Below are 14,360 nucleotides of genomic sequence, written 5' to 3' on the forward strand. Positions count from 1 at the left end.
GGAGTCCCTTTGGGGAGAAAAGGGGGGGGGGGGGGGGGTTTGTTGGGGGGGGGTGGTGGGGGGGGGTTTTTGGGTTCCCACCCAAAACCCCCCCCCACGACCACCCCGGCCGACCTCATAAAGTGCGACGCATGAAGACCGAGGTAGTCGGCTACGGCGGGACCCGCATCGGTTTGTGGGTCGAGGGCGCCGAGAACACCCGTCCGATCGTGTTCGTGCACGGCTGGGCCCAGTCCGCCAAGGCCTGGGCGCCGCAGCTGGCGGATCCCACGCTCAGCGAGCGGTTTCGCCTGGTCGCGATGGATCTGCGCGGGCACGGCGATTCCGAGGTGCCCTCCGCCGGCTACGACGATCCGCGGGTCTGGGCCGAAGATCTCGCCTCGGTCCTCGACTTCGCCGGTGAAGACGCGATCGTCGTCGGCTGGTCCTACGGCGGGCTCGTGATCACCGACTACCTCCGCGTGCACGGCTCGTCGAGGCTCGGCGGCGTCGTCTTTGTGGGCGCCATCACAGAAATCGGCAAGAACCGGCCCGGCGGCAAGGTCGGGCCCGCCATGCGCGAGGCCATCCCGGCGGTGCTGGCGGACGATCCGGCGGTCGCGATTCCCGCGTTGGTGCAGTTCAGCGAGCGGATGACCGCCGCCCCGGTGTCCGGCACGCTCACCCAGTCCTTGCTCGGCGCGTGCCTTTCCACTCCGCCCGCGGTGCGTTCCGCGCTGTTCCGGCGCGACATCGGGAGCGAGGACGTCCTTCGCGATCTGGACAAACCGGCACTTATCGTCCATGGTCTCGCGGACGCTGTGATCGATCCGACGTCGGCGGAATACGCGGCGGGGAAGATTCAGGGGGCTGTCGTGCGTTGGCTACCTGAGGTGGGGCATCTGCCGTTCGCCGAAGCGGCGGACGAGTTCGGTGATCTACTGCGCCGGTTCGCCGATCAGTAGGACTTCGGGAGTGTTGACCAGGTGACGATCCCTCTGCACGGGTTCGACGCCGCGCCCAGGCGCGTCGCGGTGCTGTCGTTGCACACCTCTCCGCTGGAGCAGCCGGGTACCGGCGACGCCGGCGGCATGAACGTCTACGTGAGCCAGACGGCCACCGAGATGGCCCGCCGCGGCGTCGAGGTCGAGGTGTTCACGCGGGCGACGTCCTCGGATCAGCCCCCGATCGCCGAGCTGGCGCCCGGCGTGGTGGTCCGGCACATCCCGGCCGGGCCGTTCGAGCCGCTGGGACGCGACGAGCTGCCCGCGCAGCTGTGCGCGTTCACCGCCGGGGTGCTGCGGGCCGAGGCGTTCCACGAGCCGGGCTACTACGACCTCATCCATTCGCACTACTGGCTTTCCGGTCAGGCGGGCTGGCTCGCCCGCGACCGCTGGGGCGTGCCGCTGGTGCACACCGCGCACACCCTGGCCAAGGTCAAGAACGCCGCGCTCGCCGAGGGCGACACCCCGGAGCCGCGCACCCGCGTGATCGGCGAGGAGCAGGTCGTCGAGGAGGCGGACTGCCTGGTCGCGAACACCCGCGTCGAGGCCCGCGAGCTGATCGAGCTGTACGACGCCGACCCGCACGCCGTGCACGCCATCCCGCCGGGCGTCGACCTCGACCGATTCACCCCCGGTTCCCGGCCCGCCGCGCGCAGGGCCCTGGGCCTGCCGGAGGACGCGATCGTGCTGGCCTTCGCCGGCCGCATCCAGCCGTTGAAGGCGCCGGACGTCCTCCTGCTCGCCGCGGCCGAAATGCTGCGCGAGCGGCCGGAGCTGGCGTCGCGGCTGGTGGTGCTGATCGTCGGTGGGCCGTCCGGGACCGGGCTGGAGCAGCCGCAGGCCCTGCGCGAACTGGCCGTCTCCCTCGGGATCGAGGAGCAGACCCGGTTCATGCCGCCGCAGCCCGGCCAGTCGCTGGTCAACGTCTACCGCGCGGCCGACATCGTCGCGGTGCCGAGCTACAACGAGTCGTTCGGGCTGGTCGCACTCGAGGCGCAGGCCTGCGGGACGCCGGTGATCGCGGCCGAGGTCGGCGGGCTGCCGGTCGCGGTCCCGCACGGGGTCTCCGGGCTGCTCGTGCCTTCGCACGACGCGAAGGACTGGGCCGGTGCGCTCGCGAATGTCGCGCTGCGGCCCGGCTGGCGTGCCGAACTTTCGGCCAACGCCGTCGTCCACGCGCGGCGCTTCTCCTGGCGCCGTACGACGGACCGGCTGCTGGACACGTACGCTCAGGCGACCGGCGCGTTCCGGCGTGCCCTCGAACAGCGCGCGGAGGTGGCGGTTTGACGCTCGACGAGACCTTGCGGTCCTCTTTGGACAATGCGGGCCTGGAATACGAAAGGCGTGGCGAGGGAAAGTACTTCGTCACCTTGCCCGGTACCAAGAAGTTGCAGACCAACTGCTGGCTGGTCGCCGGGGACCACGCCTTCGCCGTCGAAGCCTTCGTCTGCCGCCGTCCCGATGAGTCCCATGAGGACGTTTACCGGTTTCTGTTGCGCCGCAACGCGAAGCTGTACGGCGTGCACTACACCGTGGACGCGATGGGCGACATCTACCTGGTCGGCCGGTTCGGCCTGGACACGGTCACCGAGTCCGAGTTGGACAAGATCCTCGGGCAGGTGCTGGAAGCCGCCGACGGCGATTTCAACACGTTGCTGGAACTCGGATTCGCGGAATCGATCAAACGCGAGTGGGATTGGCGCGTTTCCCGCGGCGAATCGCTGGCGAACCTGCAGGCGTTCAAACATCTCGTCGAGCCTTCGAACGGACACGAACCCGGAGCCTTGACCGACTCGTGACCCGAACGGTGCAACGGCACCGGATCCGGCTCCGTCTCTTTCCGCGACACTGGAGGGAGACGGTCTTGATGCGCAAGCGAGTGAGATGGGTCGCCGCCGCCGGCATCGTGCTGGCACTGGCGGGCTGCTCGGCGAACGATTCCGGCGGTGAATCCGCCGCGATGCCGATGTCGGCCGACACCAAGCAGGCGGCGCCGAACCAGGGGACGCCGAACAAGGAGGCCACCGACAGCAAGGCGGGTTCGGGCAAGGCCCCGGCGCCGGCGGGGCAGCCGGGGATCGCCGACCGCAAGCTGGTGCGCACGGCGAGCCTGGAGCTCACCGCGCCGAACGTCGCCGACGTGATCTCGCAGGTGCGCGTCATCACCCAGGGCGCCGCCGGCTACACGGGGCAGGAGAGCACCCAGGAGAAGCGGGCGTCGGTCAACGTCATCGTGCCGGCCGAGCGTCTCGACGGCGTGCTGGATCAGCTGGGGAAGCTCGGGAAGCAGGTCAAACGCGAGGTCACCGCGACGGACGTGACCGAGCAGATGGTCGACGTCGATTCGCGGCTGGCCACCCAGCGCGCGAGCGTCGAGCGCATCCGTGCGCTGCTCGCGAGGGCGACGTCGGTCTCGGAGATCGCGTCGGTCGAGAGTGAGCTCACCAGCCGCGAGGCCGAGCTCGAGTCGCTCCAGAAGCGGCGCGAGAGCCTGGCCGGAAGTGTCGCCATGTCGACGATCTCCCTGCAGGTGAAGGCCGAGACCGTCGCGGCGGCGGAGGAATCCCGCAGCGGGTTCCTCGGCGGGCTGGCCGACGGCTGGGACGCGTTCCTGACCTTCGGCGGCGGCCTGCTGACCGTGCTCGGCGCGATGGCGCCGTTCCTGCTGGTCTTCGGTGTCCCCGCGGCCGCGCTGGTGTGGTGGCTGCGCAAGCGGCGCCGTCCGGCGGAGCCCGCGATGGCGACCGCCTCGGATCTGCCGTCCGCGCCTCCGCTGGACTGAAGCGTGAGTTCCGGCCCCAAGCACGCGTGTTCGGTCTTCAAGCACGCGTGTGCGGGACTGGGCCCCGAAGAGAACAGGCGGGACGGCTCGAGGGAGGGGGGAGTCGCGATCTCGAGCCGCCCCGCTGAAGTTCCCGCCAAGGTGGACCCGGTGACGAGGGGGATGCCAACGGGGCCGGCGGGCGCCGCGACTCGGCAGGGGGGAGACGAGTCGCGGTCGTCACCCGCGTCGAACCGGGGAGTGCGTGGAATCCGGCCGCGCGGGACGTAGTCAACCTGTCAGATCTCCACCTGTAATCACAAGACTACCGGTTACTCCGTTCGAGTGAACTTGGAAAATGGGGATAACGGAGTGCAGTCCGATTTCCGGAGATCGGGACTTGTTGGCAACCCGTCTTCTGGACGGGTGAAGGTGTTACTCGCCGGTAACGCACTCTCCGTAGAAACAAGGCGAAGCGCGGCCCTCTGACCGGCGCTTCCGCTCGCTCTGGCAGGCTGAACCCCATGGCTGAGCTTGGGACTCTGGTGCTGCTGCGTCACGGGCAGAGCACGTGGAACGCCGAAAACCTGTTCACCGGCTGGGTGGACGTGCCGCTGTCCGAGCAGGGCGAGCAGGAGGCGCGCAAGGGCGGGCAGCTCCTCGCGGAGTCCGGTCTGCTGCCGGACGTCGTGCACACGTCGCTGATGCGCCGGGCGATCTCGACCGCCAACCTGGCGCTCGACGCCGCCGACCGGCACTGGATCCCGGTGAAACGCGACTGGCGCCTCAACGAGCGGCACTACGGCGCGCTGCAGGGCAAGAACAAGAAGCAGACCCTCGACGAGTTCGGCGAGGAGCAGTTCATGCTCTGGCGCCGCTCCTACGACACCCCGCCGCCCCCGATCGACCCGGCCGACGAGTTCAGCCAGGTGGGCGACGCGCGCTACGCCGACCTCGGTGACGCCGCCCCGCTGACCGAATGCCTCAAGGACGTCGTCGCGCGGCTGCTGCCGTACTGGGAGTCCGCGATCGTGCCGGATCTGCGCGCGGGCAAGACCGTGCTGGTCGCCGCGCACGGCAACTCGCTGCGGGCACTGGTGAAGCACCTCGACGGCATCTCCGACGACGCGATCGCCGGGCTCAACATCCCGACCGGCATCCCGCTGCGTTACGACCTCACCGAAGACCTCAAGCCGGTCACCGCCGGTGGGACCTACCTGGACCCGGAGGCCGCCAAGGAAGCCGCGGCCGCCGTGGCGAACCAGGGCCGCTAGACCCACGCATTTCGTCCTCTGAATGCGGTAGTTCGCTCTCGAACCACCGCATTCAGAGGACGAAATGCGTCAGGGGAGTGGCTGGACCGATTCGACCGCCGCGGCCTTCCACCCCTCGGGCAGCCGCTGGAGGCGCAGGACGATCGGCAGGTACCGCTTCGTCGCCTGCCCGGCCGCGTCCGTGACGTCCGTCGTCGCGAAGAGCAGCACGCTCGCCTTGTCGTCCACGACCTCCATGACCGCGGCGGCCGGGTTCGGCGACGGCGACGCCTTCGTGCCCCCGGACCGGATCTGGTTCAGCCGCGTCGCCTTGTCCTGCCGGAACTGGGTCAGCAACGGTCCGGTGGACACCGACTCGTAGCGGGCGTACGTGCCTTCGGGGTCGGCCGGGTCCACGTTCAGCAGGGCTTCCGCGGCGCGGAGGGCGCCGTCGCGGGCGGAATCCCGCACCCTCGCGAACACCCGGTCGCCGGCGCCCGGTTTCTCCGCCGCGGGCGAGGGCGCGGACGGGTTCACCTCGACCTTCCCGATCCGCCAGCGGTCGCCTTCGCGCACGGTCGCGAGCAGCACCGACGCGATGCCCTTGCTGGTGGCGCCCGCCCTGGTGCTGCTCTGGTCGAGCACCGTCAGCACCCGCGCCTTGTCCGGCGTCTCCTCGACCGCGGCCGAGACGATCACCCTCGTCACGAGTTTGATCGGTTCCGCCGACTTCCGGACCTCGGCGAACAGTTTCGCCAGCTCCTCGCGCGCGCCCGGCGTCAGGTTGCCGTCGATCGCCTTCTCGTAGGCGGGGACGGCCGTGCTGTCGTAGGAGAACACCGCCTCGGTGGCCGTCTTCACCGCCGTGAGCACAGCGGCCGTCCGCACCGGGTCGACCAGCGCGAGGTTCGAGGGCGGGGTTTCCGGCTCGGGCCGGGCGGTGCCGGAGACCGTGGTGGTGCAGCCCGCGAGCGCGAGCAGTACCGCGAGCCCCGCCCAGCGCTTCACAAGAGGCCGAGTTCCCGCGCCCGCGCGTCGACCTGGAGCCGCGACGTCACGCCGAGCGCGACCAGCAGTTCCGAGACGCGACGCTGATAGGTGCGCACACCCATGCCGAGGCTCTTCGCGGCCTTCTCGTCCTTGCAGCCGGTGGTCAGGAACTCGAGGATCTGCGGTGCCTCCATCCGGATGTCGGCGAACCGCGCGTCGAACGTCTCCAGGGTGGTGGACGCCAGCCAGGCGGTTTCGAACAGCGACAGGATGCCCTGCACCAGCTCGGGGCGCGAGATGACGCTGTACGAGCGCACCGCCTTGCCCTCGTCGCCCGCCATGATCGCGACCCGCTCGTCGAGCAGGATCGTCTCGTTGATCTCCTCGGTGCCGATCCGGATCTGCGCGCCGAGGCCGGACAGGTGATGCAGGTGCTCCGCGGTCTGCTCGTTCAGCAGGACACCGGGGCGGTACAGCTTGCGGATCCGCTTGTCGCGCACCAGCCGCTCACCCTGCCGCGTGAGCGACGGCCGGGAAAGCGCCCAGGTGTAGAGGTCGTCGGCCGCGCACGCGATGTCGGTCGCCGCGACGAACAGATGAGCCGTCCGGTCGAACAGCTCTTCTTCTCCGCGAATCAGGGAGATGTCACTGACGAGTTCCACGGCGACAGTCTTCCAACATTCCCCGGCAGCCGTGACGGGAACGTCGCTATTCGCCGGTGAGTGGGCGGAACACGGTCCGGAGAGTCACGACGAAAGTCGGAATCCGGGCAAGAGTCGTCACCGATGTCCCCGTTTCGGGTGACCCGTCTCACCCGGGAGGTCTCGGCCACGTGAACGAGGCCTGACCTGCAGGCGAACAGGGCGTCCCCAGGTGTCATAGGCATCACGAGTACGCGGCCGGGACTAGGCCAAAAGCCTACCCACGCGCTTACGATTCCCCTGTGACCACGCCTGTTGCACTCGCCATGGCCGTCGGCGGACTGATCGTCGGTGTGGTTTTCGGCTTCCTGATCGCGAGGGGTCGCACCCGCCGCGAGGAGCGGAGACCGACCGGCCCCACCGTGGCCGAACTGCTCGAACGCCTCGTGCGGTCCAGCAACAACGGCGTCGTCGTGCTCAACAAGTTCGGCGACATGGTCCTGCACAACCCGCGTGCCTACGAGCTCGGGCTGGTGAAGGTCAACCAGGCCGATCCGCGGGCCCGCAAGGCCGCCGAGCAGGTGGTCGAGACCGACGAACCGATGGAGATCGACCTCTCCCCGCTGGAGGCGAGGGGGCGTCAGCCCGAGGCCGTCCTCGGCGAGGTCCGCCCGCTCGGCGACGGGTTCACCGTGGTCGAGGCCGTCGACCACTCCGAGGCGATCCGCCTGGAAGCCGTCCGGCGGGACTTCGTCGCGAACGTCAGCCACGAGCTGAAGACGCCGGTCGGCGCGATCGCGCTGCTCACCGAGGCCGTCCTCGACGCCGCGGAAGACACCGAGGAGGTCCGCCGCTTCGGCGGCAAGATCCTCCGCGAATCGACGCGGCTCGGCCAGCTCGTCACCGAACTGATCGCGCTCTCGCGGCTCCAGGGCGCCGAGCGGCTGCCCGACCTGAACGTCGTCGAGGTCGACGCCGTCGTCCGCGAGGCGCTCGGCAGGACGACGCTTTCGGCGGAATCCGCCGAGATCACCATCACCACCGACGCGGCCAGCGGGCTCCTCATCGAGGGCGACCGGACGCTGATGGTCACCGCGCTGTCGAACCTGCTGGAGAACGCCGTCGCGTACTCGCAGCCGGGCAGCCCGGTGTCGATCAGCAGGCGGCTGGTCGACGGGAAGGTCGAGATCGCGGTGACCGACCGCGGCATCGGTATCGCGGAGGACGAGCAGCAGCGCGTCTTCGAGCGGTTCTACCGCGCGGACAAGGCCCGGTCGCGGGCGACCGGCGGCACCGGGCTGGGGCTGGCGATCGTCAAGCACGTGGCCGCCAACCACGGCGGTTCGGTCGGCCTGTGGAGCCGTCCCGGCACCGGGTCGACCTTCACGCTGCGGATCCCCGCGCACATCCCCGCCGAACCGGCCGCGCCCGCGAAACAGGCTCCGCCGGCGTCCCGGCCGGAGAAGACCCCCGAGCGGACACCCCGTCTCGTGGCAACAGGGCAAGAAAGCCCCGACCATGGAGGAAACCTGTGACGAGGGTTCTCATCGTCGAGGACGAAGAGTCGTTCGCCGACCCGCTCGCGTTCTTGCTCCGCAAAGAGGGCTTCACCGCCGCCGTCGCCGTGACGGGGCAGCAGGCACTCGAGGAGTTCGACCGCAACGGCGCCGACATCGTCCTGCTCGATCTCATGCTCCCCGGGATGAGCGGCACCGACGTCTGCAAGCAGCTCAGGCAGCGTTCCGCCGTACCGGTGATCATGGTGACCGCGCGCGACAGCGAGATCGACAAGGTCGTCGGCCTGGAACTCGGCGCCGACGACTACGTCACCAAGCCGTACTCGGCCCGTGAGCTCATCGCGCGGGTGCGAGCGGTGCTGCGCCGCGGTGGCGAGCCGGGCTCCGAAGGCGATCTGGCGCCTCTGGTGCTGGCGGCCGGGCCGGTGCGGATGGACGTCGAGCGGCACGTGGTGACCGTCGACGGCCAGGAGGTCTCCTTGCCGCTGAAGGAGTTCGACCTGCTCGAGTACCTGCTGCGCAACGTGGGCCGCGTGCTCACCCGCGGGCAGCTGATCGACCGGGTGTGGGGTGCGGACTACGTCGGCGACACCAAGACGCTCGACGTCCACGTGAAGCGCCTGCGCTCGAAGATCGAGCCGGACCCGGGATCGCCCCGGCACCTGGTCACGGTGCGTGGCCTGGGCTACAAGTTCGAGACGTGACAGGTCCGGTACCCGCCCCTGCGATACAGATCACGGTTACGGTTTCGTGACCTGATGTGGGGGCGGGTACCGTAGACGCTCGTGCGCCTAGGGGTACTCGACGTCGGTTCCAACACCGTCCACCTGCTCGTGGTCGACGCCCACCGTGGCGCCCACCCGACCCCGATGCATTCCGAAAAGGCGGTCCTCCGGCTCGCCGAGCAGATCACCCGCAACGGCGACCTGAGCCGCGCGGGCGCGGACAGCCTCGTGCGTGCGGTCGAATCGGCGAAAGCGGCCGCGGCGCGGCTCGGCTGCGAAGAGGTCATGGCGTTCGCCACCTCCGCGGTCCGCGAAGCCAAGAACGCCCCGAAGGTGCTGGCGAAGGTCCAGGAGCAGACCGGCGTCGAACTACAGGTGCTTTCCGGGATCGACGAATCCCGGCTCACCTTCCTCGCCGTCCGCCGCTGGTTCGGCTGGTCGGCGGGAAAGCTGCTGGTGCTCGACATCGGCGGCGGCTCCCTGGAGGTCGCGATGGGCCGCGACGAGGAGCCGGATCTGGCCGAATCGCTGCCGTTGGGCGCGGGCCGGACCACCCGGACGCGGTTCCAGCACGACCCGCCCACCCGGTCGGAGCTCATCGCGACTTCGGTGTGGCTGGAAGAACAACTCGCCCCGCTCGCGAAGAAGGTCGCCAAATTGGGTGAACCCGATCGGGTCGTGGCGACGTCGAAGACGTTCCGGTCGCTCGCCCGGCTGACCGGAGCGGCGCCGTCGGCCGGCGGGCCGCATGTGCGCCGTACCCTGACCGACACCGCGTTGCGCCAGCTCATCGCGTTCATCTCCCGGATGACCGCCCATGACCTGGCACAACTCGAGGGGGTCAGCGCGAGCAGGTCGCATCAGCTGGTGGCGGGCGCGCTCGTCGCACAAGCCACCATGCGGGCGCTTTCCCTGGAAGAACTGGAGATCTGTCCGTGGGCGCTGCGAGAAGGTGTCATCCTTCGACGGCTGGACCATTCGAACGGTGCGGACGAGACTGTGGGCGGCAGCGCCCGACTGGACTTAGTCGACGGAGAACGGGCACGGTGAAGTGGTGACGGAAATGCGGATGACGGTGGACAGCGCGCGCGACGCCGCCGATGCCCCGTCGCGTGCCGGTTCGCAACGGCTTGAGCGCGCATTGGACTGCACGGTATGACGGACGAGACAGAGAGCGGCCAGCCACAGAAAACCGTGGCGGAGCTGCTCGCGCAGCACGGAGCCCAGCCCGAGGGCGGGCGCCGCAGGCGACGCCGCGCGGCCGACGACGACGAGGCTCCCGAGCCCACTCGCGGGCGGCGCGCGCCGTCCCCGAGCGATACGGCGCCGCAGGCGATCATCGACAGGGTGTCCGGCGACACCCCGCCGCCTGCCAACCGTCCGCCACGCCGCTCGCGCCCGCAAGATTCCGGCGCGCGTCCGCTTCCGCCGCCGCAGCAGGACTCCGCGCCGCTGCCGGTGCCGCCGGACGTCGCGTCCACCCCGACCCGGCAGACGCCGCCGGTGCGCCCGCCGCAGGAGCAGAGCGGTTATCAGCAGCGTCCGCCGCAGCAGTCGGGTCAATTCCCGCGGCCGGCTCCGCCGCAGGAGCAGAGCGGTTATCAGCAGCGTCCCCCGCAGCAGTCCGGTCAGTTCGTCCGGCCGGCTCCGCCGCAGGAGCAGTCCGGTTACCAGCAGCGCCCGCCGGACTCCGAGGGCCTGCCCCCGCGTGGCCGTCCGCGTCCGGAGGAGACCCGTGGCGCGATGCCGCCGGTCCGCCGTCGCCCGGAGCCGCCCGCCGGACCCCCGTCCTCGGGGCTGTCGGCGAGGCTCGACGGCGGCCTCGACGCCCCGGCCGAAGATGTGCAGGACCAGCCGGGCCCGATGGCCGGCGGCGCGTTCGCGACGCCGCCCGCCCAGCCGGCGCGGCGCCGCCGTCCCGCGGCGCGCCCGCCCCAGCCGAAGGCCGAGCCGAGCACCGAACAGTTCGCCGCGGTCGGTGACGAACCAGCGGCCGAGCCCGAGGTCCCCGCGCCCGTCGAGCCTCCGGCGCCGCCCGCCGGCCTCGCCGGATGGCGCAAGCGCAGGCAGAAGGTGCAGTCCGAGGACACCGAAATCGGTGGGATCCCGCCGGTGCCGCCCCCGGTCGCGCCCGTCGAACCGGACGCCGACCCCGAGCCGGACCCGTTCGACGCCGGTCCGCCCACCATGGGGCATCCGGCGCCGATGCCCTTCGTGCCGCCGCATTCGCTCGACGACCGCGACCGGCAGGACAACCTCGACGAGTACGAGCGCGAGTTCGCCGACCCGGCGTACCCGGACGGTGGCCCGGACTTCGGCCGCGACGACTACGGCTACCGCGCCGACGACTACGAGGACGACTACGACGACAGCGTCGACGACGTCGTCGAGGAGGACGAGCCCGCGGCGCCCGCCGAGAAGGTCTCGCCGGGGAAGCAGTGGCTGGCGCTGGCCGGCCAGCTCGCCCTCGGCGTCGTCGGCGGCGCCGGTGTCTGGCTGGGCTTCAACTGGCTGTGGGTGAACATCCCCGCCGCCGCGCTGGTCGCCGCGCTGCTGGTGATCGTCGCGCTGGTGTGGATCGTTCGGAAGATCCGCAAGGCGGAGGATCTCCAGACCCTGGTGCTCGCGGTACTGGTCGGACTGGTGGTGACGGTCTCACCGGCCGCACTCCTGCTGGTCGCGCGTTAGCGGACTCGGGAAGGATGCCGGAATGGTTCAGCAGATTCCGGTAGGTCTCTCGACGGCGTCCGTCTGGCCGTTGCGGGCGGGCACGGCGTTCGAGCTGGCCGCCGACCTCGGTTACGACGGTGTCGAGGTGATGGTCTGGGCGGACCCGGTCAGCCAGGACATCTCCGCGCTGCGCCGCTGGTCGCGCCGTACGGGTGTGCCGGTGCTGTCGATCCACTCGCCTTCGCTGCTGATCACCCAGCGCGTGTGGTCGCCGGATCCCGAGGTGCGCCTGCGGATGTCCGTGGACGCGGCGCAGGAGCTCGGCGCGCGCACGGTCGTGGTGCATCCGCCGTTCCGGTGGCAGCGCCGCTACGGCGACGCGTTCGGTGACCTCGTCGACGAGCTCGAAGAAGCCAGCGGGATCGAGATCGCGGTCGAGAACATGTTCAAGGTCCGGCCGCCCGGCGGCTCGCGGACGTCGCGCGTGTCGGCCTTCCGGCCGTCGATCGACCCTACGGACGTAGGGTTTCGCCACTACACGCTCGACCTGTCCCATACAGCGGCAGCCGGGATGGACGCCCTCGCGCTCGCCGAACGGATGGGTTCCGGGCTCGCGCACGTCCATCTGGCGGACGGCACGGGCCTGCCGAAGGACGAGCACCTGGTGCCCGGACGCGGGATCGAGCCCTGCGCCGAACTGCTCGAAAAGCTCGTGAACAGCGATTTCTCCGGGCAGGTCGTGCTGGAGATCAACACCCGGCGGTCGCCGAGCGCGGCGCGGCGGTCGCGGGACCTCGCGGAGTCACTCCTGTTCGCGAGGCTTCACCTCGGCCAGTGACAAAGATCGTCTCCGGGTGCGGAGATTCATTCCTCCCTGCGCTCGAGGCGCTGGTACACGTAAAGTTCCGACCGTGAAGCAGCTGCGCTTGTTGATCTCCCGCACCCCGATGGATCGGCTCGTGGCCTGGGTCAGTGCTCGGTGAGCGCGGCTGACGAAACGAGCACCTCCTTCGACGCGGCGTGCGCGACGAGATCACTGGGTGACGGCACTTTCACGGCGGTCCTCCGGACCGAATGGTCGATCGGTGGACACCCCCACGGCGGCTTCCTGATGGCCTTGATGGCCAGGGCCGCCCTCACCTTCCTCCACGAACGCGGCGAGCCGCCGTCCGAGCCGCTCGCGATCAGCGCGGAGTTCCTGCACCCGCCGGCGGTGGGGCCGGTGTTGCTGCGCATGGACGTCCGGAAGGTCGGAAGGCGCGCCTCGGTCGTCGCGGTCACGCTGGAGCAGCGGGGCCGCAGTTGCGTCGAGGCCAGGGTGACCACCGGGCGGCTGCCGATGCGGCGTCCGGAGTGGACCGACGTCCCCGCCATGCCCGCGGAGCCGCCGCCCGGCGCGGTCCCCATGACCGGTGAGACCTCCGAAGGCCGGTTCAACCTCGCGAAGGGCTGCGAGGTCCGGCTCGACCCCGCGAGCGTCGGCTACCTGCACGGCCGGATCGGCGACCCGCCGAGGATCCGGCTGTGGGTCCGGCCGAGGCACGGGCTCGCGGATCCGTTCTTCGCCCTGCTCGCGAGCGACGTGAACCCGCCGGTGGTCTACAACCTCGGCCGGGTCGGCTGGGCGCCGGCCGTGCAGCTGACCGCGTTGCTGCGCACGCGGCCGGCGCCGGGCTGGCTGCGGGTGCTCGTCCAGAGCCAGTCGGTGCACGAGGCCTGGTTCGACTCGGACGCGCTCGTGGTCGACGCGCAGGGCAGGCTCGTCTGCCAGGCGCGGCAGCTGGCGCTTGCCCCGGCGCCCGGTGGCTGACGGCCGTTTGGCACGCTGAAAGACATGAGCGAGCTTGCGAGCGAATCATCGACGCAGTGCCCGCTCATGCGACGGAACGTGACCCAGTACGGGAAGAAGGCATGAGCGTGATCGCGGTTCTGGGTGCCGGGAAGATCGGGGAGGCCCTGCTCTCGGGCCTGCTGCACGGCGGGCACAGCCCGGACGACCTGCTGTTCACCGAGCGGTACCCGGCGCGCGCGGCCGAGCTGACCGAGCGCTACGGCGTGCACGGGGTCACCGTCGCCGACGCCGCCCGCCGGGCCGACGTGCTGGTCGTCGCGGTCAAACCGCAGGACATCGAACCGGTGCTGGACGAGCTCGCGCCGTTGCTCGGCGCGGAGTCACTGGTGGTCTCGCTGTGCGCGGGCCTCCCGACCGCCCTGTACGAGCGCAGGCTGGCCGACGGCGTCCCGGTGGTGCGGGTCATGCCGAACACCCCGATGCTCGTCGGAGAGGCGATGAGCGCGGTCTCCGCGGGGGCGCACGCGACCGCCGAGCACATCGCGGTGGTGAAGGACCTGCTGTCGCACGTCGGGCAGGTCGTCGAGGTGCCCGAGTCGCAGCAGGACGCCGTCACGGCGCTGTCCGGCTCCGGGCCCGCGTACTTCTTCTACCTGGTCGAGGCCATGATCGACGCCGGGATCCTGCTCGGCCTGCCCCGCGCGCTCGCCGGGCAGCTGATCATCCAGTCGGCGGTCGGGGCGGCGAAGATGCTCGCCGAATCCGACGAACACCCGGTGCTGCTGCGCGAAGCCGTCACCTCGCCCGCCGGGACGACCATCAACGCCATCCGCGAGCTGGAGAAGCATGGCGTCCGCGCGGCGCTGCTGGCCGCCATCGAGGCCGCGAAGGACCGCTCGACCGAGCTGGGCGCCGCCCACGATCCCCGCATTTAGTCCTCTGGATGCGGTAGTTCGTCGTCTGACTACCGCATTTAGAGGACTAAATGCGTAGTCGTACGGGCCCATCTCGGTGACTCGCGTCGCTTT

14 protein-coding genes are annotated in these 14,360 nt (G+C 70.4%); 12 read left to right on the top strand and 2 right to left on the bottom strand.

Translation table 11 applies throughout. The features are described from left to right. Nucleotides 1–131: 131 nt before the first annotated feature. The 5 genes from AC0685_RS35450 (at nucleotide 132) to AC0685_RS35470 (ending at nucleotide 5,018) form a co-directional block, all read left to right on the top strand. Nucleotides 132–944: an alpha/beta fold hydrolase gene (locus tag AC0685_RS35450; RefSeq protein WP_478229484.1), complete on the top strand. Its 813-nt coding sequence runs from the start codon at nucleotides 132–134 to the stop codon at nucleotides 942–944. Nucleotides 945–965: 21 nt separating this feature from the next. Beyond that, nucleotides 966–2,270 carry a D-inositol-3-phosphate glycosyltransferase gene (gene mshA, locus AC0685_RS35455; RefSeq protein ID WP_340686842.1) on the top strand — a complete coding sequence of 435 codons (1,305 nt, stop codon included), beginning with the start codon at nucleotides 966–968 and terminating at the stop codon, nucleotides 2,268–2,270. Then, nucleotides 2,267–2,782: a type III secretion system chaperone family protein gene (locus AC0685_RS35460; RefSeq protein WP_034310547.1), complete on the top strand. Its 516-nt coding sequence runs from the start codon at nucleotides 2,267–2,269 to the stop codon at nucleotides 2,780–2,782. Before mshA ends, AC0685_RS35460 begins: the two co-directional genes overlap by 4 nt. 68 nt (nucleotides 2,783–2,850) lie before the next feature. Further along, the gene (locus AC0685_RS35465) at nucleotides 2,851–3,765 is read left to right on the top strand and encodes a DUF4349 domain-containing protein (RefSeq protein ID WP_478229485.1); all 915 of its coding nucleotides are present in this window, start codon (nucleotides 2,851–2,853) and stop codon (nucleotides 3,763–3,765) included. Between the two features lie 503 nt (nucleotides 3,766–4,268). Next, a complete protein-coding gene (locus tag AC0685_RS35470) occupies nucleotides 4,269–5,018 on the top strand; it encodes a phosphoglyceromutase (RefSeq protein WP_034310552.1) in 750 nt (249 codons plus the stop codon). Nucleotides 5,019–5,087: 69 nt separating this feature from the next. On the opposite strand, the gene AC0685_RS35475 is transcribed toward AC0685_RS35470, so the two are convergent. Further along, nucleotides 5,088–6,005, bottom strand: a complete 918-nt coding sequence (locus tag AC0685_RS35475; protein ID WP_478229486.1) for a hypothetical protein — start codon at nucleotides 6,003–6,005, stop codon at nucleotides 5,088–5,090. Next, nucleotides 6,002–6,649 carry a hypothetical protein gene (locus tag AC0685_RS35480; RefSeq protein WP_034310555.1) on the bottom strand — a complete coding sequence of 216 codons (648 nt, stop codon included), beginning with the start codon at nucleotides 6,647–6,649 and terminating at the stop codon, nucleotides 6,002–6,004. The genes AC0685_RS35475 and AC0685_RS35480 overlap by 4 nt, the downstream gene beginning before the upstream one ends. Before the next feature lie 281 nt (nucleotides 6,650–6,930). Between AC0685_RS35480 and AC0685_RS35485 the strand changes: the two genes are divergently transcribed. The 7 genes from AC0685_RS35485 to proC all read left to right on the top strand — a co-directional run bounded on the left by AC0685_RS35485 (nucleotide 6,931) and on the right by proC (nucleotide 14,267). Continuing rightward, complete coding sequence (locus AC0685_RS35485) at nucleotides 6,931–8,163, top strand: sensor histidine kinase (protein WP_478229487.1); 1,233 nt, start codon at nucleotides 6,931–6,933, stop codon at nucleotides 8,161–8,163. Continuing rightward, nucleotides 8,160–8,849 carry a response regulator transcription factor gene (locus tag AC0685_RS35490; protein WP_034310560.1) on the top strand — a complete coding sequence of 230 codons (690 nt, stop codon included), beginning with the start codon at nucleotides 8,160–8,162 and terminating at the stop codon, nucleotides 8,847–8,849. Before AC0685_RS35485 ends, AC0685_RS35490 begins: the two co-directional genes overlap by 4 nt. Nucleotides 8,850–8,930: 81 nt before the next feature. Further along, nucleotides 8,931–9,920, top strand: coding sequence for a Ppx/GppA family phosphatase (locus AC0685_RS35495; RefSeq protein ID WP_478229488.1), 990 nt, complete (start codon nucleotides 8,931–8,933; stop codon nucleotides 9,918–9,920). Nucleotides 9,921–10,025: 105 nt separating this feature from the next. Continuing rightward, the gene (locus AC0685_RS35500) at nucleotides 10,026–11,558 is read left to right on the top strand and encodes a hypothetical protein (protein WP_478229489.1); all 1,533 of its coding nucleotides are present in this window, start codon (nucleotides 10,026–10,028) and stop codon (nucleotides 11,556–11,558) included. Between the two features lie 22 nt (nucleotides 11,559–11,580). Then, on the top strand, nucleotides 11,581–12,378 hold the full coding sequence (locus tag AC0685_RS35505) for a sugar phosphate isomerase/epimerase family protein (protein ID WP_126733212.1): 798 nt from the start codon (nucleotides 11,581–11,583) through the stop codon (nucleotides 12,376–12,378). 141 nt (nucleotides 12,379–12,519) lie between these two features. Continuing rightward, nucleotides 12,520–13,350, top strand: coding sequence for a thioesterase family protein (locus AC0685_RS35510; RefSeq protein WP_478229490.1), 831 nt, complete (start codon nucleotides 12,520–12,522; stop codon nucleotides 13,348–13,350). A 101-nt stretch (nucleotides 13,351–13,451) separates the two neighbouring features. Further along, nucleotides 13,452–14,267, top strand: a complete 816-nt coding sequence (proC, locus tag AC0685_RS35515; RefSeq protein ID WP_478229491.1) for a pyrroline-5-carboxylate reductase — start codon at nucleotides 13,452–13,454, stop codon at nucleotides 14,265–14,267. The last annotated feature ends 93 nt before the right edge of the window (nucleotides 14,268–14,360 follow it).

The sequence above is a fragment of the Amycolatopsis sp. NPDC043889 genome, assembly GCF_056435645.1.

Excerpts from the sequence above, each read along its gene's own strand:
- AC0685_RS35465 (WP_478229485.1), top strand. The coding sequence starts at position 2,851 with ATGCGCAAGCGAGTGAGATGGGTCGCCGCCGCCGGCATCGTGCTGGCA.
- AC0685_RS35450 (WP_478229484.1), top strand. The coding sequence starts at position 132 with ATGAAGACCGAGGTAGTCGGCTACGGCGGGACCCGCATCGGTTTGTGG.
- AC0685_RS35500 (WP_478229489.1), top strand. The coding sequence starts at position 10,026 with ATGACGGACGAGACAGAGAGCGGCCAGCCACAGAAAACCGTGGCGGAG.
- proC (WP_478229491.1), top strand. The coding sequence starts at position 13,452 with ATGAGCGTGATCGCGGTTCTGGGTGCCGGGAAGATCGGGGAGGCCCTG.
- AC0685_RS35505 (WP_126733212.1), top strand. The coding sequence starts at position 11,581 with ATGGTTCAGCAGATTCCGGTAGGTCTCTCGACGGCGTCCGTCTGGCCG.
- AC0685_RS35470 (WP_034310552.1), top strand. The coding sequence starts at position 4,269 with ATGGCTGAGCTTGGGACTCTGGTGCTGCTGCGTCACGGGCAGAGCACG.